Origin of the sequence: Leifsonia sp. NPDC058292 (assembly GCF_042880955.1) — a bacterium.
Lineage (GTDB): Bacteria > Actinomycetota > Actinomycetes > Actinomycetales > Microbacteriaceae > Leifsonia.
This window is the reverse complement of record NZ_JBHVYL010000012.1, coordinates 30291-55746: the sequence shown is the minus strand read 5'-3', so window position 1 is coordinate 55746 and position 25456 is coordinate 30291. Positions and strand designations below refer to the sequence as shown.

Genomic DNA, 25456 nt, shown 5'->3' with positions numbered 1-25456 from the left:
CCCGCCGACGAGCGGGCTCTAGACTAGACACCGATTCACCGATTGAAGGAGAGACCGTGATCGCGGATGTGATTTCCGACGCCAGCCAGCGCATGAGCAAGACCGTGGAGGCGGCGAAGGACGACTTCGGCACGGTGAGCGCCGGCCGCGCCAATCCGGCACTGTTCCTCAAGCTGCTCGTCGACTACTACGGCTCTCCGACCCCGCTGGCGCAGCTCGCTGGCCTGCAGAACCCCGAGGCCCGCGTGCTCCTGGTCACGCCGTACGACAAGTCGGCGCTGAAGGAGATCGAGAAAGCGATCGTGAACATGCCGAACCTGTCGGCCAACGTCGGCAACGACGGCGACATCGTTCGCGTCACCCTGCCCGAGCTCACGGAGGAGCGCCGCAAGGAGTTCGTCAAGCTGGTTCGCAGCAAGGGCGAAGACGCCAAGGTCGCCATCCGGAACATCCGGCGCAAGGCGAAGGACGACTTGGACGCGCTGAAGAGCGAGGTCGGAGACGACGACGTCGCCCGCGGCGAGAAGGAGCTCGAGAGCCTCACCCGCGCCAACGTCGACGCCGTCGACGACGCGCTGAAGCGCAAGGAAGCCGAGCTCCTCGAGGTCTGACCTTCGAGGCCTAGGCACCGTCATGAGCAACAGCACTTCCGGTGACCCGGAGACCCCGGCGCCGGCGAAGCGCGGCCGTGCCGGGTCGAAAGCGGAGTTCAAAGCCCAGGTACAGGCGACCCGGGCCGATTTGGAGCGCCAGGTTCAGGCACGCAAGGCGCAGCTGGATGCGACGAACGAACGCATCGAGGCGCGCACCGGGCGCAATCTGATCCTCGCGATCCTGATCGGTCTGGCGTTCGGCCTGCTGATGCTGTTCAGCCTGATCTTCGTGAAGGAACTCTTCATGGTGATCGCGGCGGCCACCGCCGGTTTCGCCGCGTTCGAGCTCACGCAGGCTTTCCGGGGCGCCGGACGCCGGGTGCCGCGCATCCCGACGGTCGTCGCGGCCGTCGCCATCGTTCCCGCTGCCTATTACTTCCACGCCGGTGGCCAACTGGTGTCGCTGGCCGCGGGCATCCTGCTCGTCTGGGTGTGGCGACTCGTCGAGCAGGCGGCCAGGCCGAGCGATGGCGGCAACAAGCAGCTGCTGCGCGACCTGGGCTCCGCCGCTCTGGTGCAGCTCTACGTGGTGCTGCTCGCGAGCTTCGCCATCCTGCTTCTCGCCGAAGACGGCGGTGAGTGGTGGGTGCTGGCGTTCATCGTTCTCGTCATCGCGGTGGACACGGGGGCGTACGTCAGCGGTCTCTCGTTCGGCCGGCATCCGATGGCCCCGACCATCAGCCCGAAGAAGACCTGGGAGGGCTTCGCCGGTGCGGCGCTGGTCAGCGTGGTGGCCGGCGTGCTGCTGTCGATCTTCATGGTGGGGGAGCCGTGGTGGTTCGGCGTCGTGTTCGGCCTGGTCATCCTGCTGACGGCGACTCTGGGCGACCTCGCCGAATCGCTCATCAAACGCGATCTCGGCATCAAAGACATGAGCTCGTGGCTGCCCGGTCACGGCGGCTTCCTCGACCGGCTGGACTCCATCCTCCCCTCGGCGGCCGCCACCTACGCGTTGTTCCTCATCTTCGGATGACACAATGGGGGAGTGAGCACTTTCCCCCTGACTCGAAAATCGAAGCTCGGCTACGACACCGAGCAGGTCGACGAGTTTCTGAAGACCGCCCGCCTCGCCTATGACGGCGACGACGCGACGGCCGCCACTCTGACGGCCGCCGACATCCGTCACACCGCCTTCCCGCTGCGGAAGGGCGGATACTCGACCCTTCACGTGGATGCGGCCCTGGAGCGCCTGGAAGACGCATTCGCGGCCCGGGAGCGCGACGCGGCCCGAGCGGCCAAGGGCGAGGCCGTCTGGTTCGAGGAGGCCCGCACGACGGCGCAGGTCGTGCTCAACCGCCTCGCGCGCCCGCTCGGTCACCGCTTCGACCGGGTGAGCATCTTCACGTACGGCTACAACCGTGCGGACGTCGACAGGTTCGCCGGCCGCTTGGTGCGCTATTTCCAGGACGCCAAGCCGATGGGTGTCGACGAAGTGCGCACCATCACTTTCCGCCCGCAGCGCGGCGGATACCGCGAATCGCAGGTCGACCTGCTCCTCGATAGCGTGACGGATGTGATGCTGGCTGTTCGCTGAAAGTGGATGCGCTGCCTTGGCAGTTCGCGATTCGTCCGTTATGGTTCTGTGATCGTGGGTAGACGAGAAGCAGAGATTGTTCCGCTGTCTCCGGCCAACCCGGTCGGCGTGGCGGTCAGGCGACCCCATGTGCGGTCGAGGGCAGTGCTCATCGGATTCGCGTTCACCGCGGCGGTCGGGTTCACGCTCGTCAACGTGGTCGACCCGTACTCGGGTTCCGCGGCGACGCCGGCTTATGCCGACACCGTGCTGACCACCTCTCGCTTCGGCGCCGCTCCGGTGCAGTCGGCCACGGCGCCCGGCTCGTACACTGTGAGCGTCACCCGCGAGTCGGTGTCGATCAAGGAGAAGCCGAAGCCGGTCATCGTCGCTCCTCCGAAGGCGACGGCCCAGGCGTCGTCGAGTGGGGCACCGGCGGCCGGTACACCCGATCCCGGTTCGGCGCAGGCCGCGGGCTACGCGGCAGTGCAGGCGCGAGGCTGGGGCGACGACCAGTACAACTGTCTCGTCTCGCTGTGGAACCGCGAGTCCCACTGGAACGTGTACGCCTACAACGCCAGCAGCGGTGCATACGGCATCCCGCAGGCTCTCCCCGGCAGCAAGATGGCCTCGGCCGGCGCCGACTGGCAGACGAACGCCTCGACGCAGATCGCCTGGGGGCTCGGCTACATCCAGGGTCGCTACGGCACCCCGTGCGGCGCGTGGGACCACTCCGAGAACGAGGGCTGGTACTGACCCTCTAGCGAGCTGCTAGTAGCGTTGAGCCATGGAGTTCGCGCTGCTCGGTGTCGTGGGGATCATCGTGCTCGTCGCCGTGTCCGCCTTCTCCAAGCAGTTGGGGGTGGCGACACCGATCGTGCTCGTCGTCGTCGGCGTCGCGATCTCCTATCTGCCGGTCGTTCCCGATGACATCGAGATCCCGCCGTGGATCATCCTCACGGCCGTTCTGCCGCCGCTGCTGTATTCGGCGGCGATCCAGGTTCCGCTGATGGATTTCCGGCGCAACCTGGGCACCATCTCGGCCCTGTCGGTCGTGCTCGTGATCGTCACCGCCCTGATCATCGGGTTCATCCTGTTCATGATCCTCCCCGAGCTGAACCTCGCGGCCGGTATCGCGCTCGGCGCTGTCGTGAGCCCGACGGATGCGGTGGCGGCCACCGCGATCGCGAAACGTCTCGGCCTCCCGGCGCGGATCGTGACGGTGCTCGAAGGGGAGAGCCTGGTCAACGATGCATCGGCGCTGGTGCTGCTCAAGTCGGCGGTCGCCGCGACGGCTGCGGCCGCGGCGGTGAACATCGGTGAGATCGCGGGTCACTTCGTGCTCTCGGTCGTGGTCGCGATCGCGATCGGGCTGGTGGTCGGCATCGTGACCGTGTTCGTGCGGTCGCGCTTGAACGATCCGGTGCTCGAGACCGCGATGTCGTTTGCGGTGCCGTTCATCGCGTTCATCCCCGCGGAGACGCTCGAGGCCTCCGGGGTGCTTGCGGTCGTCGTCGCCGGTCTGTACACGGGACACAACGCGGCCCGCAAGTTCAACGCGCAGGCGCGGATAGCCGAACGTCTCAACTGGCGCACCGTGCAGTTCATCCTCGAGAACGGCGTCTTCCTCGTGATGGGCGTGCAGCTGAAGGCCATCGTGACGGCGGTGGAGACGCATCCGTCGAACCTCGACGTCTGGGGCTGCCTGCTGCTCGGCCTGATGATCTGCGTTCTTCTCCTCCTCATCCGTGGTCTCTTCGTCGTGCCGATCGTGCTGCGGCTGCGCGCCAATCAGTCGAAGGCCGCCACGTTGCGCGACCGCCTCGACGACGGGATGGACAGGCTGAAAGACCGCCCGGGGCCTGAGACGGAGCGCGACCACCGCCGCTGGAGCCGTGTCACCCGCTACTTCGAACGACGCTCGGCTGACATCACCGACATGCAGGAGGGCTCGATCGGCTGGCGGGGCGGCGCCGTGCTGACCTGGGCGGGGATGCGCGGCGTGGTGACGCTCGCTGCCGCGCAGACGCTCCCGCGCGACTCGCCGTACGCTTATCAGCTCATCCTCATCGCCTTCGTCGTCGCGCTCGTGACGCTGCTGGTTCAAGGCGGAACCCTCCCGCTGGTCATCCGCCTGCTGAAGGTGCAGGGTTCGGATGCCGCTGCCGACCGCCGCGAACTCGCAACGCTTCTCGAAGAGCTGAGCGAGGCGGGTCTGTCCGCGCTGGAGAAGCCCCAGATCGCCCTCGCGGAGGGCCAGGAGATCGACGACGTCGTGGTCGAACGCGTTCGCAAAGACACGCTGTTGCGGGTGGAGGCCGAATGGGAGCGCGTCGAGTTCGACGACTCGGCGGAGGAGACCGTCGGTCCCCATCAGCAATACCGGGCGCTGAAGACGGTGGTGCTCGACGCCGAGCGGGCGGCGCTGCTGGAGGCACGCAGCCGGGGCAACTATCCCTCGCGCATCCTCACCAAGGCTCAGCAGATGCTCGACTTCGACGAGTCGCGCATGGCGCAGCGAGAGAAAGACGCGTGAGCGGCGTTCTAGACTTGACCCATGCCGCGCAGCAATCGTCCGAGGGATCGCCAGAGCGGCTCCGGGGATGATGAGCCGCTCGACCTCTCCCGGCTGATGTCGGGCTGGCGCCGCACCGAGGTGAAGCGCGGCGTGCTCTGGAATGTGCAGCCGGTGTCTGCCGCGCAGGCCCAGAAGACCTACGCGTGCCCCGGATGCGGTCAGGAGATCGCGGCGGGCGTCGCGCATCTGGTGGCCTGGCGTGCCGACGGAGTACTGGGCGACCAGGCGGACATCGCCGCGAGACGGCACTGGCACGACCGGTGCTGGAAGATCAGCTAGGAGAGACGACGACGTGACGACAGAGCCGATCGAGATCCGCGGCGGCGTCGAGCTCCCGGCTCGGCGCGAAGACATCGAGCTGCACACCCGCGACGGTCTGACGCTCGTCGGCGAACTCGCCAGCCCGCTCGAGAGGCCGCCGGTGGCGACCCTCGTCACCCTGCATCCGCTGCCGACCGGAGGCGGCTTCATGGACTCGCACATCCTGCGCAAGGCGGCCGGGCGGTTGCCCGCCCTCGCCGACATCGCGGTGCTGCGGTTCAACACGCGGGGCACCAAGTCGCCGAGGGGCACGAGCGAGGGCGAGTTCTCTCACGGTGTCGAGGAACGCTACGACGTCGAGGCCGCGATGGCGTTCGTCGCCGAGCGCGGACTGCCGCATCCCTGGCTCGTCGGATGGTCCTTCGGCACCGAGCTGGCGCTTATGTACGGACGCGAGTTCCCGGTGGACGGCGTCATCCTGCTCTCGCCGCCTCTTCATCGCGCGAAGCCCGAACATCTGGCGTCGTGGGCGGGGGATCCGCGCCCGATCGTCGCGCTCATCCCTGAGCACGACGACTACCTCAAGCCCGACGCGGCCGCCGAGCGGTTCGCACCGTTGCCGCAGATCGAGCTGGTGGACGTGCCCGGAGGAAAGCACCTGTGGGTGGGGGAGACCCAGACCAGGCGGGTGCTCGACGAGATCGTCGCGCGGGTGAACCACGCGGCGCTGCCCCTTCCGACCGAGTGGCCTACAGCTCGTTCTGGCGGGGAATCACGACCTGCTTGATGATCAGCAGGATCGACGCGGCGAAGGGAATCGCGATCAGCGCGCCGAGGATGCCGAGCAGTGTGCCGCCGGCGAGCGCGGCGACGACCACGAGGGCGCCGGGCACCGCGACGGCACGGCTCATGATGCGCGGGCTGAGCACGTATGCCTCGACCTGCATGTAGATGATGTAGTAGATGCCGGCGGCGATGGCGGTCGCCGGCCCGGCGAGCAGACACACCGCCGTGATGATCACGGACCCGGTGATGGTGCCGACGAGCGGGATCAGCGAGAAGAAGAACGCCACGGACGCCAGCAGGATCGGGAACTTGGCACCGATGATGCTGAGGAAGATCAGGCTCAGCACGCCGTTGGTGAGCGCGAGGGCGAACTGGCCCATGACGTACTTGCCGACGGAGTCGGTGACCTGGTCGCCGAGGTCGGAGAAACGGGCCCGCTTCGAAGCCGGCACCAGCTGGTAGGTGGCGCGCTTGAGGCTCGGCAGCGACGCGGTGAAGTAGATGGTGAGGATGATCACGATGATCGCGCCGAAGACGCCGGAGACGATGCCGACACCGGTCTGAACGATCTGGCCGGTGATGTTCGGCAGGTTCTTCTGCAACCAGTCGGTCACCGCGCTGATGTTCGTGTCGTTGATGACACCTGGGAACTGTTGCTGAAGGCTCGCGAACCACTGCTCGGCCGTACCGCTGTTCACCCAGGTGATGATGCCGTTGATCAACTGCGTGAGCTGGTCGACGGCGACCGGGACGATCGCCCAGATCAAGCCGGCGAACGCGCCGAGGATGACCACGAGCGCGACGACCAGGGCCGCCCAGCGCGGAAACTTGCGACGCTCGAGAAACGAGATGAGCGGCTCGATGCCGAGCGCGATGAAGAGGGCGGCTCCGATGTACGTGATGATCGTCGCGAGATTGACGATCGACGTCAGGATGAGAAAGCCGAGGCCGACACCGAGGGTTCCGATGAGGCCGACGCGGAACGGATTCTGGATCTTCACTGTGTTCCCCTCGGTGGCGCGCTAACTGTTGCCGTCTGCCGAGACCTTCTCCGCCTGCTGAAGCACGCCCCGCAGGTTCTCGAAGTAGCCGGCGACGGCCTCGCGCTCAATCCTAATCTGCGCCAGCCGCTCCTCGGCGTCGGCCACGAGGCGTTGCGTGCGCTCTTCCGCCTCGGCGACCAGGGCGGACGCGCGGTCGTCGGCGGCTTCGACGATCTCGGCCGCGATGCGCTCGGCGTCTTTGCGGGCCGACTTCACGGTCTTGCGGGCTTCGGCGTCGAAGGTGTCTGCCTCCGTGCGGGCCTGTGTGGTTCGTTTGACGGCCTCGGCGAGCTGCTGGTTGGCCTCGTCGAGGTACTTCTGCGTCTGGGCGACGGCCTCCTGGTGACGAGCGAGGTAGTCCTTCTCCGCCTCATCACGCCGTGCCTTGAGCTCGACGTCGAGGTCGATGCGCGCCTGCTCGATCTCGCGCGACTTCGCCTCGATCTCTTCGAGGGCACGTCGGCGGGCCGCCGTGAGCTCGGTGTCGAGCGCGCTGCGCGCCGCGACGCTCTCCTGCTCGAACGCGCTGCGACGGTCGGCGATCTCGGTCTCGAGCGCCGTGCGCGCCTCCGCAGCCTCGCGCGCGAGTTCAGCACGCGCTTCGGCCGTGTCCCGGTCGAGGGCGACGCGGGCCTGCTCGGTCTCGTCGGCCAGGGCGACGCGGGTCTCCTCGGCCTCTTTGTCCAGTGCGATGCGCTGCTGCTCACGATCGTCGGCGAGCTCGTTCGCGGTCGACTCGCGCTGGTCGGCGAGGTCGACGGCGGTGCGACGCACATCCTCGGCGAGCGTGGTCTGGGTGCGTTCGGTCTCCTCCGCGAGCGAGGACTTCGTCTGTTCGACCTCGGCGGCCAGTGCGGACTTGGTCTGGGTGACCTCGGCTTCGAGGGCGGACTTCGTCTCGGTGACCTCGGCTTCGAGCGCCTTCTTGGTCTGGGTGACTTCGGCTTCGAGGGCGGACTTCGTCTCGGTGACCTCGGCTTCGAGCGCCGACTTGGTCTGGGTGACCTCGGCTTCGAGCGCCGACTTCGTCTGCTCGACCTCGGCGGCGAGGGCTGATCTCGTCTGCTCGACCTCGGCCGCGAGCGCGGCCTGCGTCGCAGTCACTTCGGCGGTGAGTTCTGTTCGGGCGTTCTCGATCTCGGTCGCGGCAGCGGCCCGCTCCCGGGCGACCTGCTCGGTGAGTTCACTGCGCGTGGAGTCGACTTCGGCGGCGAGCTCCGCCCGCAACTGGGCGGCCTCGGCATCCAGTTCGCGCCGCTGACGATCGGCGCGGGCGGCGAGCTCGGCCCGCGCCTCCTCGATCTCGGCCGCCAGATCTTTCGCCGTCTGCTCCCGGTCGGCGGCCAGGCTCGCCGCCGTCGTGCTGCGGTCGGATTCGAGCCGGGCCTTGGTCTGAGTGACCTCCGCTTCGAGAGCGGTCGTCGCCTGGAGCACCCTGTCGGCGAGTTCGCTCTCGGTACGGGCGACCTTGTCGGCCAGTTCGCTCTCGGTTCGCTCGACGGTGTCGTTGAGCTGGGACGTCCTCCGTGCGACCTCGTCGTCGAGGGCGCTCTTGGTGCGCACGACCTCCTGCGACAGCTCCGACTTGGTGCGGGTGACCTCGTCGACGAGTTCCGACTTGGTGCGGGTGACCTCGTCGTTCAGCGCGCTGCGGGTCTGTTCGACGTCGGCGGCGAGTTCGCCGCGGGTCTGCGAGACCTCGACGGCCAGGGCTTCCTTCGTCTGTTCGACCTCGGTCTGCAGGGCCAGGCGGGTGGCCTTGGACTCGGCTTCGAGATCGGCGTGCGTCTGCGCGGCGGCGGCGCTGAGCGCGGCACGCTGGGCCTCGACCTCGGCGGCGAGGTCGGCGCGGGTCTGCGCTGCCTCGGCGGCCAGCGCATCCCTGGTCGACCTCTGCTCGGCCTCGATGGCGTTCGTGGCCTCGGCGACCTGACGTTGCAGGTCGAGACGCGTCTGCTCGGACTCGCGCTCGAAAGCGGCCCGGTCGGCCGCGAACGCTGCGGTGAGTTCGGCGCGGTTGGTCTCGATCTCGTGGCCGAGCTGTGCGGCCTCGGCCCGTGCGGCCTCTGCCTCGCGGCTGGCGACGACCTTGAGCTCGGCCGCCTCGCGGTCGGCCTCGGCGCGCACGGCGGAGGACTCGCGCTTGCTCGTCGCCCGGAGCTCTGCGGCCTCGGTCGCGACGGCGCCGCGGATCGCCGCCGCCTCGCGGAGGGCATCCGTGACCAGCGACTCCTTGTCGGAGTTCGCCTTGGCGAGGATCTCCGCCGCCTCGATTTGAGCGTCTTCGAGAGCGGTCGTCGCGCGGGCGCGCGCGTCGGCGAGAACGCGCTCGGCCTGCTGCGTCGCGGAGGTCTTGATCTTCTCGATGTCGGCGGCGACGCCGTTGCGCAGCTTCTCGGCGTCGATGTCGGCCTGCGCGATGAGACGTGTGGACTGCTCCTCGGCGACCCGGAGGGTGTTCTCCAGCTTGGTGCCGAGGCCGGAGAAGGTGGGGCTGCCGACCTCCTCGATCTCCGCGTTCAGCTCTTCGACTCTGGCCTGCAGCCGCTTGATCTCCTTGGCGGCCTCAGCAGCCTGGGTGTTCGACTTGATGAGTTCGCGACGGCTCTCCTGCAGAGCCTTGTCGACCTCATCCTTGTCATACCCGCGGAAGACCTGGGTGAAGTTCGATTCGTCGGTGGCCACAGTTCGTCTCCTGGAAGTTTCGTGGGCGCCGAGCATCGCTGCGGCACCGACGACGATCTTACATTTTGCGGATGTGCGGCGCATCGGCGTGGGCGCATCCATGCAGCCAACGGTTAGGACCCTCCCAGGGTCACCTTGTATCGTTTATTGACTGTGCCCGCCCGTGCACCCGGGGGCAACACAGAAGGAGCTTGCTTGCGTTTCGTACTTGCCATCGTCGCGTTCGTCGTGGCGGCCGTCATGATCGCTGTGGGAATAGCCCAGCGGACGGTGTTCGCACCCCCGTCGCAGGTGTCTGTGTCGACGACCGTGACGGGCGACCCCCGCTTCGTGGTGATCGACGGAAGCGTGCTCAACTCCCATGTCGGGCAGCAGACGCTCACGATCGCCGGTGCACCGGCCAAGGATCAGGTCGTCGCGTACGGCCGCACGGCCGATGTCATGGCCTGGCTCGGCGATGAGACCTACGCGAAGGTCTCGTACGACAAGGCTGATGTCGCGCTGAAGTCGCGGCTCGTCAAAGCGGACGACGACGGAGGGGGCGCCAGCGGCTCGGGCGACGGATCGACCGCCACTCCCACCCCGACTGCGACTCCCACCCCGACGGCCACCCCCGGCAAGACGGCGACCACGGCTGGTCCGAACCCCAAGGGCTCCGACCTCTGGCTCGAGGAGTTCGACGGGGACGACGCCACGCTCACGCGCATGAACGTGCCCGACACGGTGAGCGTCATCGTCGCCACAGACGGGACGAAGCCGGCGCCCGATCAGATCCGCCTCGTCTGGCCGCTCGACACCAGCACTCCCTGGTCGGCGCCGTTGATCATCGGCGGCCTCGGCCTCCTCGTCATCGGCCTCGGGCTCTACCTCTGGGGCCTCTACTCCCACCGCAAAGCCCGCGGACCCCGCCGGAAGGGCGGACCCAAGATGCCGAAACTCCCCAAGGCGCCCAAGTACAAGCCGTCGAAGGCCGTCGAAGCCACGCCCAAGGGTCGCAGGTCGACCAGGCGTGCCATGGTCGCCATCCCCGTCGTGCTGGTTGGCGCCATCGCGCTCACCGGATGCAGCGACCTGTTCGTGCAGCCGAAGGCGACCCCGGTGCCGACCGCCACACCGATCGCCACCGATCTGCCCAAGGCGAAAGACGTGACGCCTCCGGCCGTCACGGTCCCGCAGCTCGAAGGCATCATGAAGCGCGTCTCGACGGTGATCACAAACGCCGACACGAAGGCCGATGCCACACTGGCGGCGACCCGTCTCACGGGGCCCGCGCTCCAGCTGCGCCAGGCCAACTACGCCATCCGGGCCAAGAAGGCGGATGAGCCCGTTCTTCCTCCGATCACCTCCGGGCCGTTCCAGGTCACTCTGCCGCAGGCGACGGACAGCTGGCCGCGCGTGGTAACGACGGTGATGCGCTCCGACGACAAGTCGAAGGCGCCGGTCGCGCTCGCGCTCGTGCAGAAGTCGCCGCGCGACAACTACCTGGTCGACTACGCGATCTCGCTCGAACCGGATGTCACCGTGCCCGATCTCGCTCCGGCGAGCATCGGCGCCGCGGTTGTGCCGCCCGACTCCAAACTGCTGAAGATGCCGCCGAAGGATGTGGCCGCCGCCTACGGGGACATCCTGATGAACGGCCAGGCCAGCAAGTCGTATCCGCTGTTCGAGGCCAAGGGGGACTCGCTCCGCACGGCCGTCGGCTCCGACTACAAGGCGAAGGCCAAGGCGAACCTGTCGAAGACGGCCTCGCTCGAGTACACCAACGAGGTTCCGGCCGACAAGACCATCGCGATGGCGACGAACAACTCGGGTGCCATCGTGTGGACCACCCTCAACGAGTTCGAGACCACGAAGGTGGTCGAGGCCGGAGCCGAGGTGACGCTCACCGCCGGTGGAGCCGCCGAAGCGCTGCTCGGTGCATCGTCGAGCAAGACCGGTGTGCAGATGACCTACAGCTATCAGCTGGCGTTCTACGTGCCGCCCGCCGGTTCGACAGACCCCATCACCCTCCTGGGGTTCGCCCAGGGGCTGACCGCGATCAAGGAAGTGCAATGAGCGACATCCAGCCGAACCCGATGAGCCTTCGCGGCGCCGTCGACCTCAGCTCGCTTGTGAACCGGGCCATGACATCCGGCCAGCCCGCCGCGTCGCCCGCGGCGAACGGCGATTCCGCATCCGGTGACGGCACGGTGCCGCTGCCGAGCCTCTACTTCGAGGGCACCGACGCGAACTTCAACGACTTCCTCGATCTGTCGATGACAGTGCCGGTCGTCGTGGACCTCGGGGCCGAGTGGAGCGAACCGAGCACCCAGCTCTCCTCCGTTCTCGAGCGCGTGGTCAAGGACTACGACGGCAGCCTCGTGCTGGTGAAGGTCGCCGTCGAGGCCAACCCGCAGCTCGCTCAGGCGTTCCAGGCGCAGTCCGTTCCCGCGGTCGCCGCTGTGATCGGTGGCCGGCCGGTGCAGCTCTTCGCCGGAGCCATCCCCGAGGCGCAGATCCGCGATGTGTTCGAGCAGCTGCTGCAACTGGCCGCTCAGAACGGTGTGACGGGCCGAGCCGCCGTTGAGGGCGCGCCCGACGAGACCGCCGACGGCGAAGCGGCGGCCGAGCCGGCACCCGCTCCACTGCCGCCGCACCACGCCGAGGCCTACGAGGCGATCGAGCGCGGCGACTACGACACCGCCATCGCCGAGTACAAGACGGCCATCGCGCAGGACCCGAGGGATGCGATGGCGGTCGCCGGCCTCGCTCAGGTGAGCCTGCTGGCGCGTCTCGACGGCAGGACGCTCGACGACATCCGCGCCACGGCCGCCGCGAATCCGACAGACCTCGACGCGCAGCTTCTGGTGGCCGACCTCGACCTGTCGGGCGGGCACGTCGATGACGCGTTCGACCGTCTCCTCTCACTCTTCCCGTCGATGGATGCGCCGGGCAAGAACAGCGTGCGCGCCCGCCTGCTCGACTATTTCGAGATTGTCGGTGTGGACGACCCGCGCGTCACCAAGGCGCGAGCTAGGCTGACGTCGCTGCTCTACTGAGCGAGCCGGTGACGCCGGATCAGCACTCGCACTCGTCTCGATCCAGCCGGGAGGCTTGAATGCCGCGGGTCCTCGTCATGGGTGGCACCGGGCTCGCCGGGCGAGCCGTCACCGTCGAAGCGCTGGCGCGGGGCCACGAGGTCGTCGTCGCGAGTCGCCGCGTGCCGAACGAAGACGCGGCCGAGTACGTGCCCGGGGTCCAGTACCGCTCCGCCGATGTCGTCACGGGCGACGGGCTCGAAGAGGCGCTCGAGCGAGCGGATGTGTTCATCGACGCGACGAACGGGATGGGCCGCGATGCCTCCCACGTGCTCGCCTTCGGTTCGCAGAACCTCCTGCACACGGCAGCGAGATTCGGAGTGCACCGGGCGGTGCTGCTCTCGATCGCGAACGTCGACCTGTCGGCCTACAAGTACTACCGGGCGAAGACGGCGCAGGAGAACAACTACATCGCCTCGCCGCTGGAGACCCGCATCCTGCGTACGACCCAGTTCCACGACTTCGTCACATCGTTCTTCCGACGTGGTGCGCGATTCGGGCTGATCCCCGCACCGGCCAAGATCAGTCTCCAGCCGATCGCCGTCAGCGATGTCGCGCGACTGCTCGTCGACGCCGCGGAAGGGCGGGGCGAAGCGGACACGCGCACCGTCGGAGGCCCGCGCATCGAGACGTCTCGCGCTCTCGCCGAACAGTGGAAGTCGGCCACCGGAGCGCGGGGCGCGATCGTCGCGACCCGGCTGCCCGGCGCGATCGGCGCATCCTGGCGGGCGGGGGAGAACCTCGTGCCGGAGAACGCGATCGACGGGCTCGGCTACTCGGAGTGGCTCAGCTCGACCGTGGCCTGAGCCACAGACCGCCGAGCGGCGGCAGTGTGAGCACAGCCGACGCGGGTCGGCCGCCCCACGGCTCATCGACCGCCGTGACCGAGCCGAGGTTGCCGACCCCCGAACCGCCGAAGGCCTCGGCGTCGGTGTTGAGCAGCTCTTCCCATTCGCCCGCGAACGGCAGCCCGATGCGGTACTCGCCGTGCGGGTTGCCCGAGAAGTTCATCAGCACGGCGATTGGGTTGCCCTCCCTGTCCCAGCGGAGGAAGGAGACGACGTTTCCGGCGGCATCCGACCCGTCGAGCCAGTCGAACCCTGCCGGGTCGTTGTCGAGCTGCCAAAGAGCCGGATGCTCGCGGTAGAGGGCGTTCAGCTGAGCGACGAGATCCCAGAGCCCGCGATGGCTCGGCTGGTCGAGGATCCACCAGTCGAGGCCACGCTCTTCGCTCCACTCCGACGGCTGCCCGAACTCCTGGCCCATGAAGAGCAACTGCTTGCCCGGATGCGACCACATGAACGCGAGGAACGCCCGCACGTTCGCGAGCTGCTGCCAATGGTCGCCCGGCATCTTGCCGAGCAATGAGCCTTTACCGTGCACGACCTCGTCGTGGCTGATCGGCAGCATGAAGTTCTCGCTGAACGCGTAGACGAACGAGAACGTGATCTCGCTGTGGTGGTAGCTGCGGTACATCGGGTCTTCCTGGATGTACTGCAGCGAGTCGTGCATCCAGCCCATGTTCCATTTCAGGCCGAAGCCCAGCCCGCCGCTCGATGTCGGCGCGGTGACGCCGGGCCAGCTCGTGGACTCCTCGGCGATCATCACCGTGCCGGGGTTGCGCTTGTACGAGGTCGCCGTGACCTCCTGGAGGAAGCCGATGGCCTCCAGGTTCTCCCGGCCGCCGTGGATGTTCGGCACCCACTCGCCCTCCTCGCGGGAGTAGTCGAGGTACAGCATCGAGGCGACCGCGTCGACCCGCAGCCCGTCGATGTGGAACTCTTCGAGCCAGTAGAGCGCGTTGGCGACGAGGAAGTTGCGCACCTGCGAGTTGCCGAAGTCGAAGACGAGCGTTCCCCAGTCCTTCTGCTCGCCGCGGCGGGGGTCGCCGTGCTCGTAGAGCGGCTGGCCGTCGAAGTTCGCGAGCGCCCACTCGTCTTTGGGGAAGTGTCCGGGCACCCAGTCGAGGAGCACGCCGATGCCGGCCTGGTGGAGCCGGTCGATCAGGTACCGCAGGTCGTCGGGGGAGCCGAAACGGCTCGTCGGCGCGTAGTATCCGGTGACCTGGTAACCCCACGAGCCGCCGAACGGATGCTCCGACAGCGGCAGGAACTCGACGTGCGTGTAGCCGAGAGCGCCGACGTAGTCGATGAGCTGGTCGGCTGCCTCGCGGTAGCCCAGCCCCGGGCGCCAGCTGCCGAAGTGCAGCTCGTACACGCTCATCGGGCCGGCGTGCACGTCGGTGCTGCTGCGCTGCTGCATCCAGTCGCCGTCGTTCCAGGCGTGCCCGCGCTCCGTGACGACGGATGCCGTGGCCGGTGGGATCTCCGCCGCCCTGGCCATCGGATCGGCGCGACGCACCCAGGCGCCGTTGACGCCGAGCAGGTCGAATTTGTAGATCGCGCCGGCGCCGACCTCGGGGACGAAGATCTCCCAGACGCCGGTCGGTCCCATGGAGCGCAGAGCGTGCTGAGTGCCGTCCCATCCGTTGAACTCGCCGACGACGCGCACAGCGCGGGCGTGGGGAGCCCACACGGTGAAGGCGGTGCCGCGCACACCGTCGATCTCGCGGACGTGGGCACCGAGCGCCGACCAGAGCTGCTCATGCCGGCCCTCGCCGATCAGGTGCAGGTCGAGTTCGCCGATCGTGGGCGCGAACCGGTAGGGATCGTCTGCCGTCCAGACGGAGCCGTCAGGGTAGCGTGCCTCGATTCGGTAGCCGTCGCCGCCGACGATGTCGACGCCCTGCCAGATGCCGTGCGCGAGATGCGCGAGCTCGATGCGCGCGCCGGTGGAGAGCACCGCTGAGACCTCGCTGGCGAGCGGCCGGAGCGTGCGGATCACGGTGACAGGATCGGTGACGCCCGACGCGGCCGCCGGATGCTGTCCGAGCACGGCGTGCGGGTCGTGGTAGCTGCCGACGGAGACGGCGTAGAGCAGACCGTCGTCGATGGTCGGCAGACTGAGCGCTGCCGCGCCCTCGGGAATCGGAGCCATCAGGAACCCACCTTCACGCTCAGGATGTGCACGGGCTCGGTGAACGCGTCGAGCCGCACGTAATTGTCGGCGCCCCACGTCCAGCGCGCTCCGGTGACGATGTCTTTGACCTCGAACTGCTCGCCTGGGCGCACCCCGAAGCGGGCAACGTCGAGGTGCACGGTCGTCTCGCGCACCGAGTGCGGGTCGACGTTCGCGACGACGATGATCGCATCCGGAAGACCGCTGCGCGTGAACTCACCGGCGAGATACTTCGAGTAAACGAGGATCGAGTCGTCGTCGCTCGCGTGCACGTGCAGGTTGCGCAACTGCCGGAGGGCGGAGTGCTCGCTCCTGGCACGGTTCAGCATCGTGAGGTACGGCGCGAGCGAGCGGCCGAGCGTCTGCGCCTTGGCGTAGTCGCGCGGCCGGTACTCGTACTTCTCGTTGTCGATCGCCTCTTCGGCGCCAGGGCGGGCGACGTTCTCGAACAGTTCGTACCCGGAGTACACACCCCAGGTCGGCGCCGCCGTGGCGGCGATGGCGGCGCGCACCTTGAACGCCGCGGCGCCACCGAACTGCAGGTACTCGGTGAGGATGTCCGGCGTGTTCACGAACAGGTTCGGCCGCAGGAAGTCGGCGGTCTCGTCGGCGAGGCCGGTGAGGAACTCCTCCAGCTCCTCCTTCGTGTTGCGCCAGGTGAAATACGTGTACGACTGCTGGAAGCCCGCCTTGGCGAGCGTGTGGAGGATCGCCGGGCGGGTGAACGCCTCGGCGAGGAAGACCACGTCCGGGTCGGATTCGTTGACGGTGCGGATGAGCCACTCCCAGAAGGCGAGAGGCTTCGTGTGCGGGTTGTCGACCCGGAAGATGCGCACGCCGAGCGACATCCAGTAGCGCACGATGCGGAGGATCTCGGTGCGGAGGCCGATCGGATCGTTGTCGAAGTTGATCGGGTAGATGTCCTGATACTTCTTCGGCGGGTTCTCCGCGTAGGCGATCGAGCCGTCCGGAAGCGTCGTGAACCACTCGGGATGCTCGGTCACCCACGGGTGGTCGGGCGACGCCTGCAGGGCCAGGTCGAGGGCGACCTCGAGTCCGGACTGCTTGGCCTTGCCGAGGAAGTACGTGAAGTCCTTCTCGCCGCCGAGGTCGGGGTGGATGGCGTCGTGGCCGCCCTCGGCCGAGCCGATGGCCCAGGGTGAGCCCGGGTCGTTGGGGCCGGCGTCGAGGGTGTTGTTCGGGCCCTTGCGGAAGCTGTGCCCGATCGGATGGATGGGCGGCAGGTACACCACGTCGAAACCCATCGCCGCGATCTCGGGGAGCCGCTTGGCCGCGGTGCGGAAGGTGCCGGACTTCCAGGAGCCGTCCGCGAGCTTCTTCGCTCCCTCGGAGCGGGGAAAGAACTCGTACCAGCTGCCGACTCCGGCACGCGTGCGCTCGACCAGCACGCTCCGGGTCGGGGAGAGCGTCGGAAGGCTCACGACGGGACGATCCCGCAGGATGCCGACGATGCGGGGATCGAGGGCGGCAGCGAGGCGCTCCTCGACTGGTCGGGCCGTCGCCGCGACGACCTTGCCGGCCTCGGTGAGGTGACGGCGCTCGGCCGTGCTGCGGCGCTTGTCGGCTGCGGCGCGCACGATGATGTCGTGGCCGATGGTGAACATGAGCTCGACGTCGATGCCGGCGGGCACCTTGACCTCGGCGTTGTGCTTCCAGGTGGCGAACTCGTCTGCGTACGCCTGGATGCGGTAGCGCCACATCCCCTCGGCCTCCAGCTGCACGAGGGCCTCCCACCGGTCGGTTCCGGGCTCGATGGGGTGCATCCTGTGCTCGGTCTGCTCGCCCGCCGGGTCGAGGAGCAGCAGATCGACGCCGATCAGATCGTGTCCTTCGCGGAACGCGGTCGCCCGGAAGGGGACCACCTCGCCGCTGAACGCCGTCGCCGGCCACTGGCCGTCGTCGACCTGGGGAGACAGTCCCAGTATGGGGATTCGACCGAGCAGGGGTGCGAATTCGGGCTCTGCTGCCGGCTGCTTGTCGGGTGCTTGGATGCTCGTTGCGCTCTTTGCCACATCCCGACCGTACACTCACACCACTTGTTAGGGGATCGGTGTCTTCGGCGTAACGCGGCCTCCCTTAGGCTGAACCTCGTGAAGGCCATTCGTAGATTCACCGTCCGTGCAGTTCTTCCCGACGACCTCGGAGCGCTGGAGGAGCTCGCCGGCAATCTGCGCTGGTCGTGGCATGAGCCGACCAGGCAGTTGTTCGCGCGCATCTCCCCGGAACTGTGGCAGAAGGTCGGGCACGATCCGATCGCCCTGCTCGGAGCAGTGGACCCGTCCAGGCTTGCGGAGCTCGCTGCGGATCAGGGCTATGTGGACTGGGCGAACCACCTGCGAGAAGACCTGCGCGCCTACCTCACGGAGTCGCGCTGGTACCAGTCGCTCGACGGGTCGGCGCCGAAGTCGATCGGCTACTTTTCGCCCGAGTTCGGCATCGCGGCCGCGTTGCCGCAGTACTCCGGCGGACTGGGGATCCTCGCCGGCGATCACCTGAAGGCGGCCAGCGATCTCGGCGTGCCCCTGATCGGCGTCGGCCTCTTCTACCGGTCCGGATACTTCTCGCAAGCGATCACCCCCGACGGCTGGCAGCTCGAGAGCTACCCGGTGCTCGATCCGGACGGTCTGCCGCTGTCGGTGCTGCGCAATCCGGACGGCACGGCCGTGCAGATCACGCTCGCCCTTCCGAACGGGGTGCTGCACGCCCGCGTGTGGCAGGCGGCTGTGGGGCGCGTGCGGTTGCTCCTGCTCGACACCGACATCCCCGAGAACGAGGAACGCCTGCGCTCCGTGACCGACCGGCTCTACGGCGGCGGGGGAGAGCACCGTCTCCTGCAGGAGCTCCTGCTCGGGATCGGCGGCGTGCGCGCCATCAAGGCCTGGACGGATCTCTCCGGTTTCCCCGAGCCGGAGGTGTTCCACACCAACGAGGGTCACGCCGGGTTCCTGGGTCTGGAGCGCATCTCCGACCTGATCGGCGAGGGGCTCACATTCGACGAGGCGCTGCAGGTCGTGCGCGCGGGAACCGTGTTCACGACGCACACGCCTGTGCCTGCCGGAATCGACCGCTTCGAGCGACCGCTCGTGCAGCAGTACTTCTCCACCGACCTGCTGCCCGGCGTCTCCGCCCAGGACGTTCTCGCGCTCGGCGCGGAAGACTATCCCGACGGGTCGCCGGATGTGTTCAACATGGCGGTCATGGGCCTGCGTCTCGGTCAGCACGCCAACGGCGTTTCTCAGCTGCACGGTGATGTCAGCCGCCACATGTTCAACGGTCTGTACCCGGGGTTCGACCCCGACGAGGTGCCGATCGACTCGGTCACGAACGGTGTGCACGCGCCGACCTGGACGGACCCGATGCTGCGCGCGCTCGCCGAGGAGAGGCTCGGCACCGACGACACGACGACCGCCGACTGGGCGAACAGCGGCGCGGTCAGCGACCTCGACCTCTGGTCTGTGCGCACGAGGATGCGGGAGCAACTCGTCGAAGACGCGCGCCGCCGCCTCAGCGCGGCCTGGGGGAGCCAGAACCCGGGTGGAGTCGCTCCGGCATGGATGAACGACCTCCTCGACCCGTCGGTGCTCACCATCGGCTTCGCGCGCCGGGTGCCGACCTATAAGCGCTTGACGCTCATGCTGCACAATCCGGAACGCCTGCGCGCCATCCTGCTGAACCCCGACCGTCCGGTGCAGATCGTCATCGCCGGCAAGTCGCATCCCGCGGACGACGAGGGCAAGCGCCTCATCCAGAAGCTGGTGCAGTTCGCGTCGGAGCCCGACATCCGCACCCGCATGGTGTTCCTGCCCGACTACGACATCGGCATGGCGCAGCTGCTCTACCCGGGAACCGACATCTGGCTGAACAACCCGCTGCGGCCACTGGAGGCGTGCGGCACGTCGGGCATGAAGGCGGCTCTGAACGGTGCGCTCAACCTGTCCATCCTCGACGGCTGGTGGAACGAGTTCTACGACGGTGAGAACGGCTGGGCGATCCCGTCTGCGGATGCCGCGGGAGACGGCGCAGAGCGCGACGCCCTGGAGGCGGAGGCGCTGTACGACCTCATCGAGAACCAGATCGCACCGCGCTTCTACGACCGTGACGGAGACAACGTTCCCGAAGCCTGGGTCGCGCAGATCCGTCACACGCTCTCGACGCTGTCGCCGGAGTTGAGCGCCGAACGCATGGTGCGCGAGTACGTGAACCGGCTGTACGTTCCCGCGACCGGCTACGAGCGTCGTCTCACCGCCGACGGCTTCATGGCCGCTCGCGGTCTGTCGGCGTGGAAGCAGCGGGTGCGTGCCGCCTGGCCCGGTGTGAACGTCGCTCATGTCGAGTCGGGCGGGGTGGATGCGGTGCCGCAGGTCGGCGACGAACTGCACGTTCGCGCCCTGATCAACCTGAATGGGCTGCACCCCGACGAGGTCGAGGTGCAGGTCGTCTACGGGCGGAGTCATGACGGCGACGAGCTGACGGATGTGCGCCACGCAGCCCTCAGCGTCGACGTCGACGGCCCCGCATCCGATGACCCCTCCGTGGCACGCGAATACCGCGGCACGGTTCAGCTCGCTTGGGCCGGGGCGTTCGGCTATACGGTGCGCGTGGTGCCCAAGAACGAACTGCTCCTCGGGGCGGCGGAGCTCGGCCTGGTCGCGGTGGCGTCCTAGCCGGGCCGCCCCCGGCTCGATCGGGGCAGGTCAGCAGGGAGTGAACGCTGCGACCGCCGGTGTCAGTACGCCGGTTCCGCCGAGAAGGGTGATGGTCGACGCGTGGAGGCCCGCGGCGCCGGTCAGAAGCCCAGGAACCATGCAGGTCGTGCGGGTCACGTAGAGCGGCGCCGTGTTCTCGGCGGCGAGCACTGCGCCCGCGAGCGCGTCGGGAAAGTTCAGACCGTTCGCGATGTAGACGCTCGACGCCGAGGCGAAGGCGTCGCTGTTGATCGCCTGGGAGGTGGCGTATCTGTCGATCCCGCCCACCCTGGTCACCGAGGCGGCCTTGCCGGCGAGGGCGGCGGCGATGGCGGGAGAGACCGACCCTGTTCCTCCCGTGATCCGGATGGCCGCTGGGTGCAGCTTGGTGATCAGCGCCGACGTCGCCGCGTCGAGTGTCGTCGAGGAGCCCGGCACCAGCAGCACGGCGGAGGAGTTGGCGCCGGCGGCTGCACCCGCCGAGAGGGCGTCGGGGAAGTTGGCGCCGGTTGCGATGTAAAGCGTGTTGACGCCCGAATCGCCGAAGACGCGGTCGACGATGGTCTGAGACGTCTCATAGCGACTGAGCCCGGAGTACCGGACCAGCTCGTCGCTCAGCCCGTCGAGCTGGTCGAAGACCTTTGCGGAGACCGCACCGGGGCCGCCGACCACGACGATCTTCTCCGGCGCCAGCCGCTCGATCTCCTTCTTCACCGCTGGCGGAAGCGAGGCCGCCGGGGTCAGAAGAAGAGGACCGTGCTCTTTCGCGGCGGCGGCCGCAGCACTCAGGGCATCGGGGAACGTCTCGCCGCTCGCCAGATAGACGACCTTCGCGGTTCCGGGATCGGGGTACGCGGCCTGCGACACGGCGATCGCGCCGGCGTAGCGGTCTTGCCCCGAGACGCGGTTGACCGTGGGGGATGCGACGACCGTGAGCGAGCCGGAGACGGAGGCGGAGTGGTTCTTGGTGCCGTAGGCGGCGTCCACTCGATAGGTGTGCGCGCCGGCGCCGACGTTCGCCAGCGGGAACGACCAGGCCGGGTTCGCGGCGGTCACGGCCGCTGTCGCCGTCGGGGTCGTCGCCCCGTCGAGGAAAAGCTCGACCTTGTCGCCGGCGACCGCGGACGGGAGTGTGCCCGCGATGGCGCTGCTCGCATAGACGGTCGAGCCGGAGGTGACCGATGTCACCGACGGCGTCGGCACCGACACGGCGATCTCCCACACGCCGGCTTGCTGCTGGGTGATGCTCTTCGCGGAGCCGGGCGCCGACATCGGGAAGAACACCGAGGTCGACCCGTTGGCGCACGTGCTGAAATCGGAGCCGGAGGAGACCCCGACAGCGAAGGCTCCGATCATGGCCGAACCGCCGCTGTCACCCGAGAGCATGCAGGTGTTGGTGACGATCGAGTTGACGTCGACGTAGCCGTCGGTGGGATTGCCGACTTGCACGGTCACGTTCGTCGCGAGGACCTTCCCGCAGGTCCAGCCGCTGGTACTGCCGGATTTGCAGATCGCGCTCCCCGTCGTCGCCGTCGTCGTGCCACGGACGGTCACGGGTGTTCCTGCCGTCGGTGCGCCTGTGCGGCCGCCCCAGGTCGATACGGTCGGCTTCGGCGTGAAAGACCCGTTGGTGACGCTGACGAGCCCCGAGTCGTTGCCGCCGCCGAACACGAACGACGAGTCGACCATCGCGCCCAGATCGTCGCCCCGGAACGGCGTACTTCCGGCGGCGGCCTGCGTTGCGGCGAACGGCACCGGAAGCGGGTTGGGCACCGGCTTCAACTCCCTGAGACAGTGTCCGGCCGTGACGAACTGGCTGCCGCTCGTCGTCAGGTTGAAACCGTTGAAGCCGATCGAGCAGAGAAAGCCCGACGCACCGGCGGTGTATCCCCAGCCGGTGCCGCCGATGAGGTCGGCACGGGATTCGAGTCGGAGGCCCGCATACTCGGCCGCGGTCGGCGCTACATCGCCGACGACGGCCTCGGCGCCGCGCGATTCGGCGACCGCCGCATCCTCGGCCGAACCGACCCCGACGAGCAACGTCGTTCCGTCGATGCGTGAGTCGTTGACCGTGACTCCATCCGCCTTGAGGCCCGCGACGACCTGGGCGGCATCCACGGAGGCGGCCGAAGTGGCGAGATAGTCGGATGCGTCCAGCCCGAGATCCCGGCGTACAGCGGCGACCAGTTCCTGCGGGAGCGCGGCGGCCTCTGCCTCGAACCTCTGCGGCAGGTAGACCGACATGGTCGCCTCTCCCGGGTCTGCCGGCGTCGAGGGGACGAGCGGTTGCGCGTGCGTCGCGGTAGACGTGACCGACGACGCGGCCGACGCACTTGCCGTCCCCGGCTCGGCGACGGCCGGGGCGCCCGTCACGATGATGCCCGTCAAGACGACGACGCAGGTGAGCGCACCGCCGATCGTCGCTCGCCTGATTCCCACCGTGTGCATCCGCCCCACCGGCTCATCGCCGCTCGCATCCGTCTTGCAGTACGAACACACCCTAACGGGATGACCGATCGTCGAGGCGCTGCCATTCCGCGCGGTCTGACGCTGTCGAACCTCGGTCAATCCTTGGCGATGCGAGCGAAGACGCCCCTGGTGGCGCTCAGGAGGTCGGCGGGGGAGAGTTCGAGGTCGAGACCGCGCTTGCCGCCGGAGACGAAGACGGTGTCGAACAGCTGCGCGCTCTCATCGACGACAGTGGGGTGCGCGGTCTTCTGACCGATCGGGCTGATGCCGCCCACCACGTACCCGGTTCGCCGTTCGGCTACGTCCGGGTCGGCCATCGTGGCCCGCTTCGCGCCGACGGCCGCTGCGAGCGCCTTCAGGTCGAGCATCCCGACGACGGGCACCACCCCGACGACGATTCCCGCGTCGGTGTCGGCGAGCAGGGTCTTGAACACCCGCTCCGGTTCGACTCCGAGCGCTCGGGCCGCTTCGAGACCGAACGATGCGGCGGCCGGGTCGTGCTCGTAGGGATGCAGCTCGAACGGGATGCCCGCCGCCGACAGTGCGACGGTCGCCGGCGTGCCGGTGCCCCGCTTCTTCGCCACTATGCGGCGCTCTCCGGCGCCTCGACTCGGGGCCCGTTCGCCCGGTACAACTGCATGGAGGTTCCACCGACCAGCCGTGTCGAGCCGGGGGCGAACTCCGACTCGTCCTCCGCGATCGGGAGTTCGGTGGAACTGTCCCAGAGCAGCGCGTACGAGGTCACGCCGGGCGCGGTCGGGAGCGACACCTCGACGTCGTCTTCGACACCGTGCACGATCAGCAGCACGCGATTGAACTCCTCGCGATCCGGGGTGCTCGCCGCGAGGTACTGCAGGGTGCGGTTCTCCGGTGAGTTCCAGTCTTCGTCGTCCATGCGGTTGCCGCCGGCGTCGTACCAGTCCATGTGGCTGGCGTTGGGGGTCGTCTCGCCGAACACGGCGTACCTGCTCGGGCGGAGCGCCGGGTTGGTGCGCCTCAGTTCGAGGAGCCGTCGCGTCGTGGCCAGCAGTTCGCGCTCCTCCCTGGTGCGCAGCCAGCCCAGCCAGGTCAGTTCGCTGTCCTGGCAGTATGCGTTGTTGTTGCCCCGCTGACTGCGGCCGAACTCGTCGCCGGCGGTGATCATCGGCACCCCGGCGGAGAGCAGGAGGGTGCCCAGCAGGTTGCGCACCGTCTTGTGGCGCTGCAGCAGGATCGCCTCATCCATGGTCGGCCCCTCGACCCCGTGGTTGAACGACCGGTTGTTGTCGGTGCCGTCGCGGTTGTTCTCGCCGTTGCCGAGGTTGTGCTTCACGTCGTAGGCGGTCAGGTCGGCCATGGTGAAACCGTCGTGGGCCGTGACGAAGTTCAGCGACGCGAGCGGACCGCGCTCGGGCGAGAACGTGTTCGACGAGCCCGCCAGCCGGGTGGCGAACCCGCCGATGCCGATCGGAGCCTGGCCGTGAGCGCGCGCCTCCTTGATGTCGGCGAGCCAGAAGTTGCGCACCCGATCGCGGTACCGATCGTTCCATTCGGAGAAGCCGGCCGGGAAGTTGCCCGTCTGCCAGCCGCCCATCCCCACATCCCACGGCTCAGCGATCATTTTCACGTCGGCGAGCGCCGGGTCGTGCAGCAGACCCTGCAGCAGCGGATGGTCGGGCGTGTAGTGCACATCGGCGTCGCGGCCGAGGGTGGCAGCGAGATCGAACCGGAACCCGTCGATCTGCACCTCGTTCGCCCAGTACCGCAGCGAATCGAGCACGAGTCGCACCGGAACCTCTTTGCCGAAGTCGACGGTGTTGCCGCAGCCGGTGACGTCGATGTAGGCGCCGTCCGCATCCTGCCGGTAGTAGGTGGCGTTGTCGATGCCGCGGAAACTGGTGCGCGGCCCCCCGATGCCCTCCTCGGCGGTGTGGTTGTAGACGACGTCGAGGATGACCTCGATGCCGGCCAGGTGCAGGAGCTTCACCATTCCCTTGAACTCGGCGAGCACCGCGTCGGGCCCGGCCGCTTGAGCCGACCTGGACGCGTACGGAGCGTGCGGCGAGAAGAAGTTCAGGGTGTTGTAGCCCCAGTAGTTCGTGAGCCCCTGCTGGATGAGGCGCTGCTCCGACACGAAGGCGTGCACGGGGAGCAACTCCACAGCGGTGACGCCGAGATCTTTGAGGTAGCCGATCGTCGACTCGTGGGCCAGGCCGGCGTAGGTTCCCCGCAGGTCTTCCGGCACGTCGGGATTCAGCTTGCTGATGCCCTTGACGTGCGCCTCGTAAATGACCGAATGGTCGAGCGGGGTATTCGGCTTGCGGGCCTCGCCCCAGTCGAAGCCATCGGCGATCACCGTTCCGCGCCACTCATTCGCCCCCACACGCACCATGCCCCGGGCATACGGGTCGAGCAGCATGGACTCGGGGTTGAACATGTTGTTGGGGGAAGCAGGACCGGAGACCCGCACCGCGTAGCGCGTGCCGACCGTCAGCGAGCGCGAACGGCCGACCCACACATCGTTCGCGTCTTTCGACATCCTGACGGTCTTCACCAGCCAGTCGGGATCCTTGGCGTCGAACAGGCAGAGCTCCATGCCGTCGGCGTTCGCGGAGAACACCCGAAGCTCGCCGCCGTTCTGGGTGAGGCGAACGCCCAGATTGCGCAGAGGATCGGCCGAAGTCATGC

18 protein-coding genes are annotated in these 25456 nt (G+C 68.1%); 11 read left to right on the top strand and 7 right to left on the bottom strand.

What is annotated here, in order from left to right:
- Window positions 1–56: 56 nt before the first annotated feature.
- The 7 genes from frr to ACFVWR_RS09030 all read left to right on the top strand — a co-directional run bounded on the left by frr (window position 57) and on the right by ACFVWR_RS09030 (window position 5792).
- Window positions 57–611, top strand: coding sequence for a ribosome recycling factor (gene frr, locus ACFVWR_RS09060; RefSeq protein WP_387210238.1), 555 nt, complete (start codon window positions 57–59; stop codon window positions 609–611).
- 22 nt (window positions 612–633) lie between these two features.
- Complete coding sequence (locus ACFVWR_RS09055; protein WP_387210236.1) at window positions 634–1626, top strand: phosphatidate cytidylyltransferase; 993 nt, start codon at window positions 634–636, stop codon at window positions 1624–1626.
- A 12-nt stretch (window positions 1627–1638) separates the two neighbouring features.
- A complete protein-coding gene (locus ACFVWR_RS09050) occupies window positions 1639–2187 on the top strand; it encodes a DivIVA domain-containing protein (protein ID WP_387210234.1) in 549 nt (182 codons plus the stop codon).
- Between the two features lie 129 nt (window positions 2188–2316).
- Complete coding sequence (locus ACFVWR_RS09045; RefSeq protein ID WP_387210233.1) at window positions 2317–2922, top strand: lytic transglycosylase domain-containing protein; 606 nt, start codon at window positions 2317–2319, stop codon at window positions 2920–2922.
- A 31-nt stretch (window positions 2923–2953) separates the two neighbouring features.
- Window positions 2954–4702: a cation:proton antiporter gene (locus tag ACFVWR_RS09040; protein WP_387210231.1), complete on the top strand. Its 1749-nt coding sequence runs from the start codon at window positions 2954–2956 to the stop codon at window positions 4700–4702.
- 21 nt (window positions 4703–4723) lie between these two features.
- Window positions 4724–5023, top strand: coding sequence for a hypothetical protein (locus ACFVWR_RS09035; protein ID WP_387210229.1), 300 nt, complete (start codon window positions 4724–4726; stop codon window positions 5021–5023).
- A 28-nt stretch (window positions 5024–5051) separates the two neighbouring features.
- Window positions 5052–5792 carry an alpha/beta hydrolase gene (locus ACFVWR_RS09030; RefSeq protein WP_387210308.1) on the top strand — a complete coding sequence of 247 codons (741 nt, stop codon included), beginning with the start codon at window positions 5052–5054 and terminating at the stop codon, window positions 5790–5792.
- On the opposite strand, the gene ACFVWR_RS09025 is transcribed toward ACFVWR_RS09030, so the two are convergent.
- A complete protein-coding gene (locus ACFVWR_RS09025; protein WP_387210227.1) occupies window positions 5755–6792 on the bottom strand; it encodes an AI-2E family transporter in 1038 nt (345 codons plus the stop codon). The two genes, ACFVWR_RS09030 and ACFVWR_RS09025, sit on opposite strands and share 38 nt — an antisense overlap.
- Before the next feature lie 21 nt (window positions 6793–6813).
- Window positions 6814–9519: a hypothetical protein gene (locus ACFVWR_RS09020; RefSeq protein WP_387210225.1), complete on the bottom strand. Its 2706-nt coding sequence runs from the start codon at window positions 9517–9519 to the stop codon at window positions 6814–6816.
- Between the two features lie 195 nt (window positions 9520–9714).
- Here ACFVWR_RS09020 and ACFVWR_RS09015 point away from each other — a divergent pair, with 195 nt between their 5' ends.
- Genes ACFVWR_RS09015 through ACFVWR_RS09005 form a run of 3 tightly spaced genes read left to right on the top strand, consistent with a single transcriptional unit; the run spans window position 9715 to window position 13402 of the window.
- The gene (locus ACFVWR_RS09015) at window positions 9715–11574 is read left to right on the top strand and encodes a hypothetical protein (RefSeq protein WP_387210223.1); all 1860 of its coding nucleotides are present in this window, start codon (window positions 9715–9717) and stop codon (window positions 11572–11574) included.
- Window positions 11571–12557 carry a tetratricopeptide repeat protein gene (locus ACFVWR_RS09010; RefSeq protein WP_387210221.1) on the top strand — a complete coding sequence of 329 codons (987 nt, stop codon included), beginning with the start codon at window positions 11571–11573 and terminating at the stop codon, window positions 12555–12557. The genes ACFVWR_RS09015 and ACFVWR_RS09010 overlap by 4 nt, the downstream gene beginning before the upstream one ends.
- A gap of 59 nt (window positions 12558–12616) precedes the next feature.
- Window positions 12617–13402, top strand: a complete 786-nt coding sequence (locus tag ACFVWR_RS09005) for an SDR family oxidoreductase (protein ID WP_387210219.1) — start codon at window positions 12617–12619, stop codon at window positions 13400–13402.
- Here ACFVWR_RS09005 and glgB read toward each other — a convergent pair.
- Window positions 13383–15593 carry a 1,4-alpha-glucan branching protein GlgB gene (gene glgB / locus ACFVWR_RS09000; RefSeq protein WP_387210217.1) on the bottom strand — a complete coding sequence of 737 codons (2211 nt, stop codon included), beginning with the start codon at window positions 15591–15593 and terminating at the stop codon, window positions 13383–13385. The two genes, ACFVWR_RS09005 and glgB, sit on opposite strands and share 20 nt — an antisense overlap.
- Window positions 15593–17578, bottom strand: a complete 1986-nt coding sequence (locus tag ACFVWR_RS08995; RefSeq protein WP_387210306.1) for an alpha-1,4-glucan--maltose-1-phosphate maltosyltransferase — start codon at window positions 17576–17578, stop codon at window positions 15593–15595. Before ACFVWR_RS08995 ends, glgB begins: the two co-directional genes overlap by 1 nt.
- Before the next feature lie 147 nt (window positions 17579–17725).
- Here ACFVWR_RS08995 and glgP point away from each other — a divergent pair, with 147 nt between their 5' ends.
- Window positions 17726–20299: an alpha-glucan family phosphorylase gene (gene glgP / locus ACFVWR_RS08990; protein ID WP_387210215.1), complete on the top strand. Its 2574-nt coding sequence runs from the start codon at window positions 17726–17728 to the stop codon at window positions 20297–20299.
- 30 nt (window positions 20300–20329) lie between these two features.
- On the opposite strand, the gene ACFVWR_RS08985 is transcribed toward glgP, so the two are convergent.
- From ACFVWR_RS08985 to glgX, 3 genes are all read right to left on the bottom strand, one after another.
- Window positions 20330–22759, bottom strand: a complete 2430-nt coding sequence (locus tag ACFVWR_RS08985) for a cell wall-binding repeat-containing protein (protein ID WP_387210213.1) — start codon at window positions 22757–22759, stop codon at window positions 20330–20332.
- A gap of 125 nt (window positions 22760–22884) precedes the next feature.
- Window positions 22885–23373, bottom strand: a complete 489-nt coding sequence (gene ybaK / locus ACFVWR_RS08980) for a Cys-tRNA(Pro) deacylase (protein ID WP_387210211.1) — start codon at window positions 23371–23373, stop codon at window positions 22885–22887.
- Window positions 23373–25454, bottom strand: a complete 2082-nt coding sequence (gene glgX, locus ACFVWR_RS08975; protein ID WP_387210209.1) for a glycogen debranching protein GlgX — start codon at window positions 25452–25454, stop codon at window positions 23373–23375. Before glgX ends, ybaK begins: the two co-directional genes overlap by 1 nt.
- Window positions 25455–25456: the final 2 nt, after the last annotated feature.